The sequence below is a fragment of the Kaistella jeonii genome, assembly GCF_000812865.1.
Classification (GTDB): Bacteria; Bacteroidota; Bacteroidia; order Flavobacteriales; family Weeksellaceae; genus Kaistella; species Kaistella jeonii.
Genome location: NZ_JSYL01000004.1, coordinates 15,317 through 31,474 on the forward strand (window position 1 = coordinate 15,317; position 16,158 = coordinate 31,474).

The following is a 16,158-nucleotide window of genomic DNA, read 5'->3' on the forward strand; positions in this document are numbered from 1 at the left end:
AAAATTGTTTAGTATAAATTATTGATGGAAGCAGCGTCGATGTACTCAGATTTTGTAGTCTCGGTTTTGTCAAAAGCTTCTTTGAGTTCATCTTGTAAGAACTCATCGCCTTTTAAAACTACATCTACCAAATCCATACTGTCGATAACGAATTGTTGAAAACTCGGTTTTTTAAACGCTTTTAGTGCAGTAATATTGTCAAATTTCATTTTTTCTTCTATCGTTGCAGGAAGGGCTAAATCTTCCTCATTATAAACAGATAGAACAATTTTTGAATCTTTAAAATAAGAATCGTTTTTGTAAAAAGTTTTTAGATAAACTGGAATAAAAGAGGACATCCAACCATTTAAATGAATAACATCTGGAACCCAGTTAAGCTTTTTAATAGTTTCTATAACTCCTCTTGCAAAGAAAATAGCTCGCTCATCATTATCGTCAAAAGGTTTTCCCTCATCATCGATATAAAATTGTTTTCTTTTGAAATACTCTTCATTGTCTATGAAATAAACCTGAAGTCTTTCTCCCGGAAGAGAAGCTACTTTAATGATTAAGGGTTGATCGAGATCATTAATAATAATATTCATCCCCGAAAGGCGAATTACTTCGTGAAGCTGAAACTTGCGTTCGCTAATTTGGCCAAATCTTGGCATGAAAACTCTAACGTCATTCCCTCCTTGGTGCATTTTGAGTGCCATTTTACTCACCATTGTTGCTATGTTACTGTCTTCCTGATAAGGATACAGTTCTGTGGTGACGTATAATACTTTTTGGTTCGGCATAAATTCTATCGTTCTTCTTATGATTAAGCAGAATATTCTACAGCGCAAAATTACGAAATTTTAAACGAATATTTTTTAATTAATATATTTTAATAATTATAATTTCAGCCACTTGGTTTTTCTGCAAAATATTTTATTTTATTTAAGTAATTTTTTAGCAGAAATTCCTATTTTTACATTGATATTATAACACTATGAAAATTTTTAAATCGAAGAAGACCTTCCACGATTATATTGAAAGACAACGGGAAATGGGTAAGAAAATTGGTTTTGCTCCTACAATGGGTGCGCTTCACCAAGGACATATTTCTCTATATGAAGCTGCGAGCAAAGAAAATGACTTGGTCTTCTCCTCCATTTTTGTAAATCCTACTCAATTTAATAATGCTGCAGATTTAGAAAAATATCCCCGAAATATTGAAAATGACCTTAAAATCTTAGAAAATTCAGATTATGTAGATGCTGTTTATATTCCAGAAGTTTCCGATTTATATCCGGATGGATTAAAAAGCAAATCTTATGATTTCGATGGTTTGGAAAATGAAATGGAGGGAAAATTTCGTCCGGGACATTTTGATGGCGTCGGAACGGTGGTTGAAGAATTGTTGCTGCAGGTACAACCCGACAATGCATATTTCGGTGAAAAAGATTTTCAGCAACTGGTGATTATAGAAAAATTAGTAGAAAAATTAAAACTGCCTGTAAAAATTCATGGTGTTGCGATTTATCGGGAGAAAAACGGATTGGCGATGAGTTCCCGCAATGAAAGACTAAGCGCAGAACAGCGGGAAGCTTCTAAAATCATCTACGAAACTTTATTAAAAGTAAATGACTGGTTTCGAATTATCACTGTTCCAGAAATCAACCAACGGGTAAAAGATATTTTCGAAGACCAGAGAGGAATGGTTTTGGAATATTTTGAAATCTCCGACGAACAAACCTTGAAAGAAACCGATTTCTTTTACAAAGGACATAATTATCGTGCGTTTATAGTTGTTTTTGTAAATGAGGTGCGGTTGATTGATAATATGCATTTGGAGTAAATTCAAATATTTTAAAGAAATAATGTTCTATTTCTTTAAAAATACTTAGAACCTAATCCTTGGCTTACAGCGATTTTCTAAAATGAAAATCTGTTTTCAAATAAAACATACAATTATCCACAAAACATCAAAAGTCTTCCTAGTGGGAAGACTTTTGAAAACCAAATCACAAAATATTAATATGAAAAAAAAAATTACTTCCGAAGAAGTAATTTAGTGACCCGGCTGGGATTCGAACCCAGGACCCATACATTAAAAGTGTATTGCTCTACCAGCTGAGCTACCGAGTCGGTCTTTTTAAAATAAGTTATGGGTAATTAGTAATCTAAAACTACTTACAAACTATTACTCACTGCTTATGCGTTGTTGTGCCTGCGACTGGACTCGAACCAGCACATCCATAGGAAACCACCCCCTCAAGATGGCGTGTCTACCAATTTCACCACGCAGGCAAAAAAAATCCGTCTCGTCGTAAAAGAACGAGACGGAAATTTTTTACTTGTGACCCGGCTGGGATTCGAACCCAGGACCCATACATTAAAAGTGTATTGCTCTACCAGCTGAGCTACCGAGTCGGTCACCATTAAATCTGCAGAATTATGTTCTCGTTTTAAAGTGGTGCAAAGATAAGTCTTTTTTTAAAATCTCAAAATTTTTTTGGTACTTTGTGAAAAATAAAAACATGATAATTTCACTAGTCGGTTATATGGGAAGTGGCAAATCTCACATTTCCAAAGTTTTGAGTCAAGAATTGCCCCTAAAATTAATTGATCTGGATCATCAAATTTCTTTGAAAAATAAAATGACTATTGCCGAAATCTTCGAAAAAAGAGGTGAAATCTTCTTTCGAAAACAAGAAAGAGAGATTTTGGAAGAAATTTTGGCAACCGAGGAAAATATTATTTTAAGCGTTGGTGGCGGAACACCTGCTTACTACAATAACATGGATCTCATCAATCAGCATACCGAAAATATCTTCCTACGAACATCTGTAAAAAATCTCGCAGAACGACTTTTAAAGCAGAAACAAAAAAGACCTTTGATCGCAAAAATTAATGATGAAGATCTGCCCGAATTTATCGCAAAACATTTATTTGAAAGGAATGTGTTTTATTCCAAAGCGAAATATACCGTTGATACAGATGGTAAAGAAGTTGAGGAAATTGTACGTGAAATTAAAAAACTCTTTTAATCATCTGCTTATTCGTCGACATCGCTGAAAAATAAATCCCATTCTCCGTTTTCCATTTCTGAAGAGGGTTCGCTTTCAATGTAATCATCAAGTTCCCGCCGGTCTTTTTTCGTAGGTCGTCCTTCTCCCTTTATGCGGTAATAATCTTGCGCCAGTTTTCTTTGTTTCAAAATTTCATGTTGCTCCTTGTCAGTTTTGTCTTCAATATGCAGAGGAACCAGTTTAGCACCTACTCTACTTTTTGGAACTTGCAAAATTTTTATGATGTAATCAATTTGATTCTTTCTAATTTTTATAAGATCGCCCTCTTTTATCTCTTTGGAACTTTTTACAGGATTTTGTCCAAGTGAAACTCGGTTCTTCTTAATTTCATCGGTTGCAATGCTTCTGGTTTTATAAAATCGAACACACCATAAAAACTTATCTATTCTCATATTTTATTTATACTTTTGCAGGATTAAAAAATTTTAGCAATTTACAGATATTATTAAATATGAAAAAAGCATTTTTGTTCCTTGCTCTAGCTTCTATTGCGTTGTCTTCTTGTAGAACAGATCAACCAGTAGTAGAGCCAGAAGTAAGTATAGAAACCCAAAATAGTTATGATGATCAGGCAGCTCTGAACTTTTTGCAAACCCATTATTTGGATACTAAAGGGAACATAAAAAATTATGTAGCAACAGATACTATCAATAAGAAATTAGCTGATCTTATCCCGGCTCCTGTAACTTTACCATCAGGTGTGATCTATATTAAAAGACAAGGTGCTCAACCAGATCCAGGAAAAACGATTGGTGCAACAGACATCATCAGACTCATGAGTATTACCAACAGTTATATAGCAATAAATGCAGACGGAAAAACTTCATTTGTCTCTGGATATCCTTTAAGAAATACGGTTAATGGCACTGGTGTTCCAGAAGTAGATCCCACTTATTTTCATGTTAAGGATGAAACTTTAACTAATGCTACTACGCCAGAAGCAAAACAAAGAAGTTATTATGAAATCGAAGGTTTCGGAGAAGCACTTCAACTTTTTAAATCTTTTGACATTCCAGATGAGAGCAATTATAATCTTCAGGGAGTGATTATTGTCCCTTCCAGAGCGGCTTTCGCTAGAGATCCTTACTTTAATTATTCTAATATTTCTTACAGGAACAGAAGTTTCGTATTTAATTTTCAAGTATATAAAACTACAGCAAGATAAAATTGAATTACGACTTTACTATAAATGAAAAGTTCCCGTTAAAAGGAACTTTTTTTGTTTTTAATGGAAAGACTTTTCATTATTTTATTCGAAAATCTGTCTTAATATTGCTAAAGAATTAGGGGTATAGAAACCCGTGAAATGATAGTGGTAATAAATCATTAATGAATCTACAACAGCATTTCTTTGACTCCTTTTTAAATGGATCTCTGCGTCGTCAGTCGTTAAAAAACTTTTCCAGATATCAGACATTTCTTCATTAAAAACAGCGTTTGAAATTTCATCATTAAAAGTCCCCGATTCCGGATCGAGATACTTTTTTTCGTTTGAAAGTGGCGCAATACCGGAAATTTCTAAAAATCGAAAGAGTAATTCAATATGAGAATCATAATTGGTAACTTTAATTTTTTCCCGAAAATCATGTATCGCAGCGAATGAAAATTTGTTTTGATCTTCATTTCTCAAGATCTGATGCAAAAATTCTGCAACAAAAAATAAGATCGAATTGATCTTAACATCATTAAAATCATAGAATTCACCAGCCAATTCTAACTTCGAAACTGTAGAAACTGGTTTACTATTCCCTCTGCTAATCACCGAAATATTCAATAAATTCAGTGGGAACAAATAAGGTTTCTTTTTATTTCGGGAAGAATAAATGCCTTTAGCAAAAAAACTTTGATATCCTTCTTCGGCAGAAAAACAGTGCAGAAAAGCATCATTATCGCCATATTTGTTGTAGGAAAGAAGAAAGCAAGTTTGATTCTGCATCAATTCACAACTGCGATTTTAGCGGTTGCTGTATCTGTTCCATCAGCATTGGTCATCAAAACAAAATAAATTCCAGATGCAACCCGAACACCGCGGTGATTGTTGAGATTCCATTCATAGTAACCTCCTCTGGAAACGGCTTGATGAACTAGATTTCCCGCCGCATCGGTGATACGGATATTTGTTTTCTCCGCTAAACCACGAATACTCACATTCCCTTTAAATTTAGAATATACCACAGGATTCGGATAAACCAGAACATCACCAAAATTTGAGGTAACATCCAGCACATCTCCTTGATAAACCATAACTCCATCTAAAGTTACAAAGTATACTTTTCCGCTTTTATTGTCTACTTTGATATCGGTGACACTATTGCTCGGCAAAGGTGAATTTTCTGTAGTGAAATGTTTAATGGTTTTCTCGCCAGTCGAACTTAAATAAAAAACTCCACCATCATCAATCGAGATCCATTTTTGGTTACCTGCATCTACTTCAATCTGCAAAACATTACTATCTCGGAAAAGTTCTTCACCTAATCCGTTTTCTTCAATAATGACCGGTTGAGTTTGGGGATTATCTTCGGTAATAATTGAAGAGGGATTGCTGATAATTCTTAAACCTATTCGAGTTCCTATCCATATATCATCATTCTTGTCGATGGTAGCAGAAACTACTCCATCTGAGGGCAAATTATTAATTTTACGCAATATAGTAAATCGGTCATCCCCCGTAGAAGCTGGTGTATTGTTATAGTCGTAAATTAATAATCCGCCTCCTGTAAAAAACGGAGCCGGAATATATAGTATTCCAGATTTCGAAAATGGTTTCTGAACACCCCCGGCATTTACGACACTTACTAAATTAAAATTATCTGAGGACGGATTATAATAATAAAAGCCTATTTTATTACCTGTTAAATGAGATGTTGCAACAAATAATTGATTATTTTCGTCATAGGTCAAACCATTGACATAACCTACTATTGAAGATCCCTCCCCATAATTCTTAACTAAAATATCATGATCCATTTTGTAAAGTGCTTTTAAACCTTCAGGGTCGTAGTATGATGTAAAGAAAATTTCTGTGGATTTTAATGGATTTATAACTGCATCCATTACATTATACTTTGTTGTAGTATTTTTAAAAAGATCTGGGTGATTCCATTTAGAACCGTCGAAATGATAATACCCTAAATTAGATGATACTTCGCTGGGTGTTAGAAACGCATCTCTGCTACCTGAAGAAATCACAATTTGTTGACCGACAATGTTAATTTTATAAGAAATATTGCTGTATGGCCCATCAGGTTTTAAAATATCTCCTGTTTCGTTTTTAATTCCTGAAACTTTTGTTCCGGCATAAATTTTTGAGGCAGAATAATAACCTGTATTAAGTTGCTCACTTGCATCATAAGATTTCACAAAAGCACCTGTAGTACTGAAAACCGAAACTGAATTCGTATCAGTTACTACAATATTTTGGTTAGTTACTGTGACATCCTGAATATTCGAAAAACTCTGCGGAATGGTAGAAAACGTGGTTCCATTACCGTATTTCACAGTATTAGCATTGGCATAAGCTATTACATCATTGCCTGCAATTTGATTAAAATTTCCGCCTGCAATTGTATTCCAACTTGAGTAAATAGGAAATGTAACATTCATTTGGTGCGATTTCAGACCTGTCGCGGTTACTACATAGACAAAATTATCTTTGATGACCGCTTCTTTTGCAGCTTCAAAAGTTCCTGCATTGGTAAAAAAGGAAGAATCTCCAAATTCCTTTCTGTCTAACTTAAAAATAGAAACCCCATAACCTACAGAAATCACCGCTAAATTTCCTGTAATCGAAATATGATTTATTTTTTTGTCACCGTTAAAACCTGATGCGATCGGAATATCTACAACGTAAGTAATTCCGTCTGGAGTAATAACATCCATCGACCCATTTTTGTAGCCGACTAAACCAATTTTGGTCATAGGATTGTAATCGAAGGCAGAAATTTTCACTTCATGCAAGCCGTTTGCTTTAGAAAGTTTGGTAATTTCTCCCGAAGCTGGTGTATAAAAAAAGATTCCGTTCTCGGTTGCTGCAATGAGTTTACCATTGTCCTCACGAACGGCCAAAACGTTATTATAAGAAAATAAATCGGTCCATTTACTCGAGGAAATGACCTGCGAAAAAATGCTTCCGGAAAATAAAAGAAATAAAAGCGGTAGTAGTTTTTTCATCATTTTAAACTAGAATTGTATCATCTATAACTTGATTGTTCCATGAAATATTTTTCACCATTTTATTTTTATCGAAATAAAAGTCGAGTTTACCCAAAAGTAATCCAGCCCAACCAACTTGATTGACCAAAACATTCTTCCCTTTTCTGTTCATAAATGATTGTGGCTCCGGTAAAAAAGTATGCGTGTGACCTCCCAGAATTAAATCGATACCATCCGTTTTTGCTGCCAAAATTTTATCTGAAATTTTATCCGGATTATCTTTGTAATCATAACCAATATGAGAAAGGCAAATGACAAGATCACATTTTTTTTCTATTCTCAAAAATTCAGAATAATGTTGAGCGACTTCTACCGGATCCTGGTAAAGTGTTTCGCCATATTCTTTCTTCCCAACTAAACCGGCCAATTCAATTCCAACTGCAAAAATCCCTACTTTTATTCCATTTTTATCAAAAACTTTGTACGGAATTGTTTGTCCATCAAGAATGGTATTTTTAAAATCATAATTGGAACAGATGAACGGAAATTTCGCATTCGGCTGCACTTTTTTGAATCCTGCTAAACCATTATCAAAATCATGATTCCCCATTGTAGAAGCATCATAACCCATCATCGACATTAGTTTAAATTCGAGTTCACCTCCAAAAAAATTAAAGTAAGGTGTTCCCTGAAAAGTGTCACCAGAATCGAGCAACAGAACATTGCTGTTTTCTTTTCTAATTTTTTCAATTAAAGCAGCTCTTCTCGCAAAACCGCCCTGATTCGGATTTCGGGTATAACTTTCTTCGAAAGGTTCAATTCTACTGTGTTGATCGTTGGTATGAAGAATCGTTAATTTATATTCAGAATTGGAATTTAGAAATTTAAAATTCTCTGCAAGGAGTAAATTGGGAGCTAAAGTCATTGCTAAAGTCCCACCACCAATTGTTTTTAGAAATTGTATTCTATTCATTGGTTTTATTTTTTTTATTTTTAAAATTTAAACGAATATCGGTCGGTGCTACAATCTGCGGATTTGCCTGGAATTTTTCTAGAAACAGATCCCGCAATTTAATGCCTGTAGAAATCATCTTTCCTTTTCCGAAAAAAGTCATGTTGTCACCTCCCATTGCCAAATAATCCGAAGTCGCAATATAATAATCTTTATTAGGCTCTACTTCTTTGCCGTTCACTAATTCTTTGATCGTCATTCCATTATCGGTTTCGATGTATAAATGCGAAACAGGATTATTTTTTTGTGTCGTTAAATAATAATCAAAAAGTCCCTTCAAATCAGAACCTTTCATTTTTACGATCAGCACTTCATTTTCAAAAGGCATCACTTCATAAATACTTTTCGTCAAAATATCGCCCGCTCCAATGGTTGAACGAATGCCTCCGACATTAATCAAAGCGCAATCAACTCCACCCGGAATGCCATTTTTTTTCGCCCATTCATCGGCACCATCGAAAGTATAATCTGCCAGGAGATTTCCTAAATTGCTGTTATCGCCCGATTTATTTAAGTCAACGGACGTGTAGGAAATTTTCTTGTTCATTTTCCCTTCCAGTTCATGTTTATACGGTGCTATGATCGTATTGAAAGTTTGATCATCAGGTAGATCTTTCGAAATAGAAATGTTTTTTTCGGTATGGATCTTCGCAACATTCAGAGGCGTCTTACACGACGTTAAAGCTAAAGCTGTGAAACCGAATAATAGAAATTTAATTTTCATAGAGGTAAAATCTAGTGTTGCAAATATAAAGATATGAATATAAACTTAGGTTTATTTTTCATAAATTCTTACATTAAATTTGTAATTTTGAAATATTAATTTTATAAGAATGAGCAATTTAAAAGGACTTGGTGTTGCTTTGGTAACGCCGTTTAATGAAGATTTATCTGTAGATTTTGATTCATTGACGAAACTCGTAGATTACAATATCCAAAACGGCACTAATTATTTGGTGGTTTTGGGAACTACCGCAGAAGCTGCAACCCTTTCAAAAGAGGAAAAATCGCAAGTCATCAATCATATCATAAAGGCAAATAACGGGCGTCTTCCTTTGGTTTTAGGAATTGGTGGAAATGACACGATGGAAGTGAAAAAACAACTAGAAGAAGCTGATCTTTCTGCTTTCGAAGCTATACTTTCTGTATCGCCTTATTACAACAGACCCAATCAGGAAGGGCTTTACCAACATTATAAAGTCTTAGCAGGAACAGGCAAAAAAATTATAATTTACAATGTTCCTTCCCGAACCGGGCAAAATGTGGAAGCTGCAACGACTTTAAGATTGGCAAATGATTTCCCGAACCTGATCATGATCAAAGAAGCAGGACCAAACATCGCACAATATTTCGATATTTTAAGACAAAAACCCGCTAACTTTAGTTTGGTTTCTGGTGATGATGAATATACACTTCCCGTAACTTTAGCGGGTGGAGATGGCGTTATTTCGGTGATCGGACAAGGTTATCCGAAAGAATTTTCTACCATGGTACAATTGGCTTTTGACGGAAAGGTAAAAGAAGCCTACGAAATTCACAATAAATTAGTTGAGATCACGAGAATGATTTTCGCAGAAGGAAATCCGGCCGGAATTAAAACGATTTTGGCTGAAAAAGGAATTTTGAAAAATTACTTACGTTTGCCTTTAGTAGCTGCAAGTTCAGGTTTACAGGATAAAATTAAAGCAGAGATGAAAAAAATCTGATTTTCACTCAACACCTATTTATATCAAAGGCTTTCGAAAGAGAGTCTTTTTTTATTAAAGATTTTCAGAAATTAAAGTCTGAAAATAGTCAGAACATTTTGCGAGATGCGTTCCGTACCAGGAAAAAGCTTCACCGTCAACTAAAATTATTTTTTGATGTGGAAGTTCTTTTTGAAATTCCTCAATATGTTTTTGTTGAAAAGGAAAAGGTTCGGTTGATAAAAAGATAATTTCTGCTTCTTTCATTTGATCTATAGAAATTTCTGGATATCTATTTTGATCTTTAAATAAATTTTCAAAACCTAAACTCTCTATAATTTCATGAATAAAAGTATCTGAACCTACCGTCATGTAGGGATTTTTCCAGATTAGATAGGCTACTTTTTTAGATTCTGATGCTTTTTTTAAGTTGAATACTGAAGTGATCTTTTGGTTGAAACTTTCAGCAATATTTTCTTTATTTAAAAGGGTTCCAAGCTGATTAAGGAAATTTTTGTTGTATTCTAAAGTTTCAATATCTGTTACCCAAACTTTAAAATCATTCATCAACTCCTCCACTTGAACTTTATCGTTCTCTTCTTTGTTGGCAATAATTAAATCAGGTTTAAGCGATTTAATTTTAGAAATATTAAGGTTTTTTGTACCACCAATAACTTCCACATTTTTCACTAATTTTTTTGGATGGATACAGAATTTTGTCCTCCCAATAACTTCTTGATCCGTCAAACCAAAATCAAAAAGCGCTTCTGTAATACTGGGAACGAGAGAAATAATTTTCACGATCTGCTGTTATTTTTCAAAAATCATTAAGGAAGAAACTTCAAATTAAAGCATCTTTCCACTCAGGAAAAAGCCTGCAATCGTGAAGTAAATGATCAAACCTGTAACATCGACCAACGTCGCAACGAACGGTGCTGACGAAGTTGCAGGATCCAGTTTTAAACGTTTCAGTACAAACGGGATCATTGAACCTGAAAGTGTTCCCCAAAGCACTATTAACACTAAAGAAAATGAGATACTCAACGCTACATAAACCCAGTATTCACCGTAATTAAACAATCCTGTTTTTTGCCAGATCATAATTCTGATAAAGCCGATTGCACCTAAAATTCCACCCAGACAAATTCCGGAAACAATTTCTTTTCGCATCACATACCACCAGTCTTTGAGTGTAATTTCCTGCAATGCCATCGCACGAATGATCAATGTAGCTGCCTGAGAACCAGAATTTCCTCCACTGGAAATAATTAAGGGAACGAATAATGCCAGAACTACTGCTTTTTCAATTTCATGTTCGAAATAACCCATTGCAGAAGCCGTCAACATCTCAGAAAAGAATAAAATAACGAGCCATGTCGCGCGCTTTTTAATCATTTCCGTCCAGGAAGTTTGAATATAAGGTAAATCTAGTGCATCCAAACCACCGAATTTTTGAATATCTTCAGTATTTTGTGCTTCAATCTGATCCAAAATATCATCAATCGTTACGATACCGACTAAAACACCGGACTCTGTAACAATTGGAATTGCAGTTCTGTCATATTTTTCAAAATACTGCACTGCATCTTCCTTGGATGTAGTCGTTGTAATCGCCACAAAATGATTATCGGTGATCTCGGAGATCAAGGTATCTTCTTCGGCTAATAGCAAAGAACCAAGCGCAATATCATCGATGAGTTTATTTCTTTCATCGACCACATAAAGATGGTTCATCGTCTCCATCTTTTTTCCGACTTTTTTAATCTGTTGCAGACATTTCTTTACCGTCCATTCTTTTCGAATCTGGATGTAATAAGGAGTCATCAAACGCGCAATCGAATCGGAATCATACCCCAAAAGTTTTAGAGCGATTCGCCGTTCCTGCGGATTTAGAAGATTGATGGAAGATTTTATGAGCTCATCGGGGAAATCCTCAAATAGCGCAGTTCTATCATCCGGAGTCATTGCATTTAGAATTTCAGCAACGTCTTCGCTTGCGATACTTCTAATTGTTTCTTCCTGAAAATCGGGGTCAAGATGGGAGAAAACATCAGCTTTGTACTCTTTCGGAACTTTCAAAAATGCTAAAAGCCGCTCATCAGCGTGAAGTTCACTAAGCGTTTCTGCAATATCTGCGGGATTAAAAACAAGTTGATTGATGTTCACTGCCTCGATTTTAAGAATTGCAAAATTAGCCCAAATAGTTAAGAGGAACGAATAAACGTATTAATTTTAAATTAAAATTAATCTTGTTTTTAAAATTCTTTTATAATGCTTTCTTATTTTTGGTGAGATCTTTTGCAATAAAGTTCATTGCACCTTCTGTACCAATTTTTATAGAATTTTCTGCAGAACCGAGGATTCTTGCATTTTTTTTGTAAGTATCATAATCTGCTTCTGTCAAAAACTTTCCGGTAGCGTCGTACAATTTCATACTCACAATCACCTGGTTTGAAAAAACATATTTTCCAAGACCGACTTTAAAATATTTGACTTTGGGTATAATGGCGAACTGCGCATTATTATTTCGACAAAATTCTTTAATCGATTCTACATCTACGGAATCAAAAGGAATGTGCGAATCTACCCGAAGCATTTTGTAATTACGATAATCATTTATCTTACCAGAAACTGCAGCGTAGAAGGCTGAATATGTAGGTTCTTTAATTTCTTCCAGATCAGGAAAAACCTCCGGATTGAAATATAAAATATTTTGACTTTTCGATTCTTTACCTGAAATAATACTTGGAGAATTCAATGATTTACAGGAAGTTAAAGAAATAAAAGTCAATACAGAAAAGGTTAAGAAATAAAGATTTTTCATTACATGGTGTTGTTGCAAAAATACTGCCATTTGATGGATTAATAACAAGAATTTTAAGAAATTTTTAACACTTATAAATTTCCTTTTAATTCAAAGTCTGCATAACGTTTTAGAGATTCAGAAAATAGTTGTACTTTTGCACCCATTACATAATAATCATTAAAATAATATTGGAATGTACCTAACAACTGACACGAAGAAAGAGATCTTCGCAAAACACGGAAAGTCTGACGCAGACACAGGAAGCGCAGAAGGACAAGTAGCCCTTTTTACTTTCAGAATTAATCACCTTTCAGGTCACCTGAAAAAAAACCACAAAGATTACGCAACTGAGAGATCATTGGTACTTTTGGTAGGAAAAAGAAAAGCCCTTTTGGATTATCTTAAGAAAAAAGATGTACTTCGATACAGAGCTATTATTGCTGAATTAGGATTAAGAAAATAATCTTTTTCGCAATAACAAAAAAAGAGCAACTTAGAAATAAGTTGCTTTTTTTTTGATTAGAGGATAAATTTTAGGTTATACCCTTCCTCTCGTAAATAGGTTTACAATTGCTAATAATACAATCGCACCAATCGTTCCGGTTAAAATTTCACCGACTACACCTTCGCCCAGTCTGCCTCCTAATAACCAATATCCGATAAAACCACCGACAATACCAACTACGATATTTCCGATTAATCCAAGACTTCCGCCTTTAAAGATTTGTGATCCTAACCATCCTGCAATTGCACCAATAATAAGTGTCCATAAAATTCCCATAATGTTAAATTTTTAATGTTTATAATTTTGTTACGTTTACAATATTATCCAAATTTGTGCCGAAATTGTCAAAATTATGATAAAAAATCATAAAATTTTCTGCCAATGCAATTTTTCGCAGATTCCGTAATTACTGATTGAATAATGTTTAAATATTTTTTGGTATTGGAATTTGATCCAAGTTCATTTGAGTCTTATCATTTAAATCGTTAAACTTAAAATACCGTGCTTTAAATGAAGCAACTCCCCTATTTTAGGCCAATCGTACTCTTGAAAAATTCCGTATCTTTGCACACGAAAATTTAAATAAATTAAATAATAACGCACTCAATACGGAGTGCCAAAGACGAACAAATTTTATGAATGCTCCACAAGCAATTATTGAAAAATTTCAATTAAAAGACGGGCGTGAAATCACGCTTGAAACAGGGAAATTAGCGAAACAAGCCGATGGTTCTGTAGTAGTAACATGTGGCGGAACAATGCTTTTAGCAACCGTTGTAGCCAGCAAAGAAGCCAAAGAAGGTGTAGATTTTTTACCCTTAACGGTAGATTACAGAGAAAAATTCTACGCAGGTGGAAAAATCCCTGGAAACTTTTTTAGAAGAGAAGCAAGACCTTCAGATGAAGAGATCTTAACAATGAGATTGGTTGACCGCGTTTTGCGTCCACTTTTCCCTTCAGATTTCCACGCAGAAGTTCAGGTAATGATTTCTTTGATCTCTTATGATAAAGAAGTAATGCCGGAAACTCTTGCAGGTTTAGCAGCATCTGCAGCGATCGCAATTTCAGATATTCCTTTTAACGGACCAATGTCGGAAGTAAGAGTCGTAAGAATCGACGGACAATTATCTACCAATCCAAGCATGGAAAATGCAGGGAAAGCTGATCTTGACATGATGGTTGGAGGAACAAAAGATTCTATCGTAATGGTAGAAGGCGAGATGAAAGAAATTTCTGAGCAGGAAATGATCGAAGCCATTAAATATGCGCACGAAGAAATTAAAGTTCAGGTTGAAGCTCAGGAACGCTTAGCAGCAAGAATTGAAGCCAGCAAAATTAAAAGAGAATACTCCCACGAAAATCACGACGAAGATATTCGTAAGAAAGTTTGGGAAGAAACTTATGATAAAGTATATGCAGTAGCAACTTCGCCTTCTGCAAAAGAAGAAAGAAGCGAAAACTTCAAAGCCGTTCTGGTTGACTTTTTAGCACAATATTCTGAAGAAGAATTAGAAACAGTAAAACCTTTTGCAAAAGTTTACTACCATGATGTAGAGAAAGAAGCAATGCGTCAAATGGTTTTAAATGAAGGCGTACGTTTAGATGGAAGAACTCCTTCTACGATCCGTCCGATCTGGTCAGAAGTTGATTATCTTCCGGGAGCTCACGGTTCTGCAGTGTTTACAAGAGGGGAAACTCAATCGTTGACCGCAGTAACTTTAGGTTCTGTAAAAGATGCAAACATGGTCGATACCGTTGCAATCAATTACGATCAAAAATTCTTTTTACACTATAATTTCCCACCATTCTCTACAGGTGAAGCAAGACCTTTGAGAGGAACTTCAAGAAGAGAAGTTGGTCACGGAAACTTAGCGCAAAGAGCTTTGGCAAATATGATCCCAACAGAAAATCCTTACACGATCCGTATCGTTTCTGATATTTTAGAATCAAACGGTTCATCTTCTATGGCAACGGTTTGCGCCGGAACCTTAGCTTTGATGGATGCAGGAGTTCAAATTACAAGACCGGTTTCAGGGATTGCAATGGGATTAATTACCGATCCAAAATCCGGTAAATTCACCGTTCTTTCTGATATCTTAGGAGACGAAGATCACTTAGGTGATATGGATTTCAAAGTAACAGGAACTGAAAGAGGAATCACTGCTTGTCAAATGGACATTAAAGTAGAAGGTTTAACCATGGATATTATGGAATCAGCTTTACTTCAATCAAAAGAAGGAAGATTGCATATTCTTGGAGAAATGATGAAAACTTTGGATGCACCAAGAACAGACGTGAAACCTCACGCACCGAAAATGGAAGTATTGGAGATCTCCAAAGACTTCATCGGAGCGATCATCGGACCTGGTGGAAAAATCATTCAGCAAATGCAGAAAGATTTCGAAACGGTTATCGCGATTGAAGAAATTGGCAATATCGGAAGAATCGAAATTTCTGGAATTTCTAGAGAAAACATTAACGCAACGATTGCAGCGATTAACGAAATCTGTTTCGTACCAACTGTAGGCGAAGTTTATAATGGTAAAGTTGTAAAAGTAATGGATTTCGGAGCGTTCGTAGCGATTGGAAAAGGCGTTGAAGGTTTACTTCACATCTCAGAAATCGAATGGGCGCGTTTGGACAAAGTTCCTTACAACGAAGGCGATATGGTAGAAGTGAAATTCATGGGTTACGATGATCGTAAGAAAATGAAGCTTTCGCGTAAAGTTCTTTTAGACAGACCAGCTCGTGAAGAAAGACCGCAAGGTGATCGTCCTCAATATAACAATGACAGACCGAGAGAAGATCGTCCACAAGGCGACAGACCTCAGAGAAGAGATGATCGTCCACAGCACGGAAACGACCGTCAAGAAAATAGAGAAGACCGACCTCAAAATAACGAAGGTCAGAATCCTGAAAATAACGGATAAAAATAGAAACCA

The 16,158-nt window shown here is 35.1% G+C and carries 16 protein-coding genes and 3 tRNA genes; 6 read left to right on the forward strand and 13 right to left on the reverse strand.

Annotated elements, in window-relative coordinates; genetic code table 11:
* Positions 1 to 8: 8 nt before the first annotated feature.
* The gene (locus OA86_RS07675; protein ID WP_039351340.1) at positions 9 to 779 is read right to left on the reverse strand and encodes a glycogen/starch synthase; all 771 of its coding nucleotides are present in this window, start codon (positions 777 to 779) and stop codon (positions 9 to 11) included.
* A 194-nt stretch (positions 780 to 973) separates the two neighbouring features.
* On the opposite strand from OA86_RS07675, the gene panC reads away from it, so the two are divergent.
* Positions 974 to 1,822 (forward strand): pantoate--beta-alanine ligase, encoded by an 849-nt coding sequence (gene panC, locus OA86_RS07680; protein ID WP_039351342.1) that lies wholly within the window; start codon positions 974 to 976, stop codon positions 1,820 to 1,822.
* A 217-nt stretch (positions 1,823 to 2,039) separates the two neighbouring features.
* On the opposite strand, the gene OA86_RS07685 is transcribed toward panC, so the two are convergent.
* The 3 genes from OA86_RS07685 to OA86_RS07695 all read right to left on the reverse strand — a co-directional run bounded on the left by OA86_RS07685 (position 2,040) and on the right by OA86_RS07695 (position 2,397).
* Positions 2,040 to 2,112: transfer RNA gene (locus tag OA86_RS07685), tRNA-Lys, on the reverse strand.
* Between the two features lie 79 nt (positions 2,113 to 2,191).
* A tRNA-Leu gene (locus OA86_RS07690) sits at positions 2,192 to 2,274 on the reverse strand.
* Between the two features lie 50 nt (positions 2,275 to 2,324).
* Positions 2,325 to 2,397, reverse strand: a tRNA-Lys gene (locus tag OA86_RS07695).
* 107 nt (positions 2,398 to 2,504) lie between these two features.
* Between OA86_RS07695 and OA86_RS07700 the strand changes: the two genes are divergently transcribed.
* Positions 2,505 to 3,014 (forward strand): shikimate kinase, encoded by a 510-nt coding sequence (locus tag OA86_RS07700; RefSeq protein ID WP_039351778.1) that lies wholly within the window; start codon positions 2,505 to 2,507, stop codon positions 3,012 to 3,014.
* Between the two features lie 8 nt (positions 3,015 to 3,022).
* On the opposite strand, the gene OA86_RS07705 is transcribed toward OA86_RS07700, so the two are convergent.
* Positions 3,023 to 3,448, reverse strand: coding sequence for an Hsp15 family ribosome-associated heat shock protein (locus OA86_RS07705; RefSeq protein ID WP_039351344.1), 426 nt, complete (start codon positions 3,446 to 3,448; stop codon positions 3,023 to 3,025).
* Positions 3,449 to 3,522: 74 nt separating this feature from the next.
* Here OA86_RS07705 and OA86_RS07710 point away from each other — a divergent pair, with 74 nt between their 5' ends.
* Positions 3,523 to 4,221, forward strand: a complete 699-nt coding sequence (locus tag OA86_RS07710; protein WP_246008044.1) for a hypothetical protein — start codon at positions 3,523 to 3,525, stop codon at positions 4,219 to 4,221.
* Between the two features lie 84 nt (positions 4,222 to 4,305).
* Here the strand turns inward: OA86_RS07710 and recO are convergent, their stop codons facing one another.
* The 4 genes from recO to OA86_RS07730 are packed head-to-tail and all read right to left on the reverse strand — an operon-like array spanning position 4,306 to position 8,944.
* Positions 4,306 to 4,992 carry a DNA repair protein RecO gene (gene recO, locus OA86_RS07715; RefSeq protein ID WP_039351352.1) on the reverse strand — a complete coding sequence of 229 codons (687 nt, stop codon included), beginning with the start codon at positions 4,990 to 4,992 and terminating at the stop codon, positions 4,306 to 4,308.
* A complete protein-coding gene (gene porZ, locus OA86_RS07720) occupies positions 4,992 to 7,229 on the reverse strand; it encodes a type IX secretion system anionic LPS delivery protein PorZ (RefSeq protein WP_039351355.1) in 2,238 nt (745 codons plus the stop codon). The genes recO and porZ overlap by 1 nt, the downstream gene beginning before the upstream one ends.
* Position 7,230: 1 nt before the next feature.
* Complete coding sequence (locus tag OA86_RS07725) at positions 7,231 to 8,181, reverse strand: bifunctional metallophosphatase/5'-nucleotidase (protein WP_039351358.1); 951 nt, start codon at positions 8,179 to 8,181, stop codon at positions 7,231 to 7,233.
* Positions 8,174 to 8,944 carry a 5'-nucleotidase C-terminal domain-containing protein gene (locus OA86_RS07730; RefSeq protein WP_039351361.1) on the reverse strand — a complete coding sequence of 257 codons (771 nt, stop codon included), beginning with the start codon at positions 8,942 to 8,944 and terminating at the stop codon, positions 8,174 to 8,176. Before OA86_RS07730 ends, OA86_RS07725 begins: the two co-directional genes overlap by 8 nt.
* Before the next feature lie 109 nt (positions 8,945 to 9,053).
* Here OA86_RS07730 and dapA point away from each other — a divergent pair, with 109 nt between their 5' ends.
* Positions 9,054 to 9,926 (forward strand): 4-hydroxy-tetrahydrodipicolinate synthase, encoded by an 873-nt coding sequence (gene dapA / locus OA86_RS07735; RefSeq protein WP_039351364.1) that lies wholly within the window; start codon positions 9,054 to 9,056, stop codon positions 9,924 to 9,926.
* A gap of 54 nt (positions 9,927 to 9,980) precedes the next feature.
* On the opposite strand, the gene OA86_RS07740 is transcribed toward dapA, so the two are convergent.
* The 3 genes from OA86_RS07740 to OA86_RS07750 all read right to left on the reverse strand — a co-directional run bounded on the left by OA86_RS07740 (position 9,981) and on the right by OA86_RS07750 (position 12,729).
* On the reverse strand, positions 9,981 to 10,706 hold the full coding sequence (locus OA86_RS07740) for an ABC transporter substrate-binding protein (protein ID WP_039351367.1): 726 nt from the start codon (positions 10,704 to 10,706) through the stop codon (positions 9,981 to 9,983).
* 45 nt (positions 10,707 to 10,751) lie between these two features.
* Positions 10,752 to 12,071, reverse strand: a complete 1,320-nt coding sequence (mgtE, locus tag OA86_RS07745; RefSeq protein ID WP_039351371.1) for a magnesium transporter — start codon at positions 12,069 to 12,071, stop codon at positions 10,752 to 10,754.
* A gap of 100 nt (positions 12,072 to 12,171) precedes the next feature.
* Positions 12,172 to 12,729 carry a hypothetical protein gene (locus tag OA86_RS07750; RefSeq protein WP_039351374.1) on the reverse strand — a complete coding sequence of 186 codons (558 nt, stop codon included), beginning with the start codon at positions 12,727 to 12,729 and terminating at the stop codon, positions 12,172 to 12,174.
* A gap of 175 nt (positions 12,730 to 12,904) precedes the next feature.
* Here OA86_RS07750 and rpsO point away from each other — a divergent pair, with 175 nt between their 5' ends.
* Positions 12,905 to 13,174: a 30S ribosomal protein S15 gene (gene rpsO / locus OA86_RS07755; protein ID WP_039351379.1), complete on the forward strand. Its 270-nt coding sequence runs from the start codon at positions 12,905 to 12,907 to the stop codon at positions 13,172 to 13,174.
* 75 nt (positions 13,175 to 13,249) lie between these two features.
* Here the strand turns inward: rpsO and OA86_RS07760 are convergent, their stop codons facing one another.
* Positions 13,250 to 13,492: a GlsB/YeaQ/YmgE family stress response membrane protein gene (locus tag OA86_RS07760; protein WP_039351382.1), complete on the reverse strand. Its 243-nt coding sequence runs from the start codon at positions 13,490 to 13,492 to the stop codon at positions 13,250 to 13,252.
* A gap of 359 nt (positions 13,493 to 13,851) precedes the next feature.
* Between OA86_RS07760 and OA86_RS07765 the strand changes: the two genes are divergently transcribed.
* Complete coding sequence (locus OA86_RS07765) at positions 13,852 to 16,146, forward strand: polyribonucleotide nucleotidyltransferase (RefSeq protein ID WP_052257444.1); 2,295 nt, start codon at positions 13,852 to 13,854, stop codon at positions 16,144 to 16,146.
* Positions 16,147 to 16,158: the final 12 nt, after the last annotated feature.

Coding starts and splice junctions, on each gene's coding strand:
- OA86_RS07675 (WP_039351340.1), bottom strand. CDS start 779: ATGCCGAACCAAAAAGTATTATACGTCACCACAGAACTGTATCCTTAT.
- panC (WP_039351342.1), top strand. CDS start 974: ATGAAAATTTTTAAATCGAAGAAGACCTTCCACGATTATATTGAAAGA.
- OA86_RS07700 (WP_039351778.1), top strand. CDS start 2,505: ATGATAATTTCACTAGTCGGTTATATGGGAAGTGGCAAATCTCACATT.
- OA86_RS07705 (WP_039351344.1), bottom strand. CDS start 3,448: ATGAGAATAGATAAGTTTTTATGGTGTGTTCGATTTTATAAAACCAGA.
- recO (WP_039351352.1), bottom strand. CDS start 4,992: ATGCAGAATCAAACTTGCTTTCTTCTTTCCTACAACAAATATGGCGAT.
- porZ (WP_039351355.1), bottom strand. CDS start 7,229: ATGATGAAAAAACTACTACCGCTTTTATTTCTTTTATTTTCCGGAAGC.
- OA86_RS07725 (WP_039351358.1), bottom strand. CDS start 8,181: ATGAATAGAATACAATTTCTAAAAACAATTGGTGGTGGGACTTTAGCA.
- OA86_RS07730 (WP_039351361.1), bottom strand. CDS start 8,944: ATGAAAATTAAATTTCTATTATTCGGTTTCACAGCTTTAGCTTTAACG.
- dapA (WP_039351364.1), top strand. CDS start 9,054: ATGAGCAATTTAAAAGGACTTGGTGTTGCTTTGGTAACGCCGTTTAAT.
- OA86_RS07750 (WP_039351374.1), bottom strand. CDS start 12,729: ATGAAAAATCTTTATTTCTTAACCTTTTCTGTATTGACTTTTATTTCT.
- rpsO (WP_039351379.1), top strand. CDS start 12,905: ATGTACCTAACAACTGACACGAAGAAAGAGATCTTCGCAAAACACGGA.
- OA86_RS07760 (WP_039351382.1), bottom strand. CDS start 13,492: ATGGGAATTTTATGGACACTTATTATTGGTGCAATTGCAGGATGGTTA.
- OA86_RS07765 (WP_052257444.1), top strand. CDS start 13,852: ATGAATGCTCCACAAGCAATTATTGAAAAATTTCAATTAAAAGACGGG.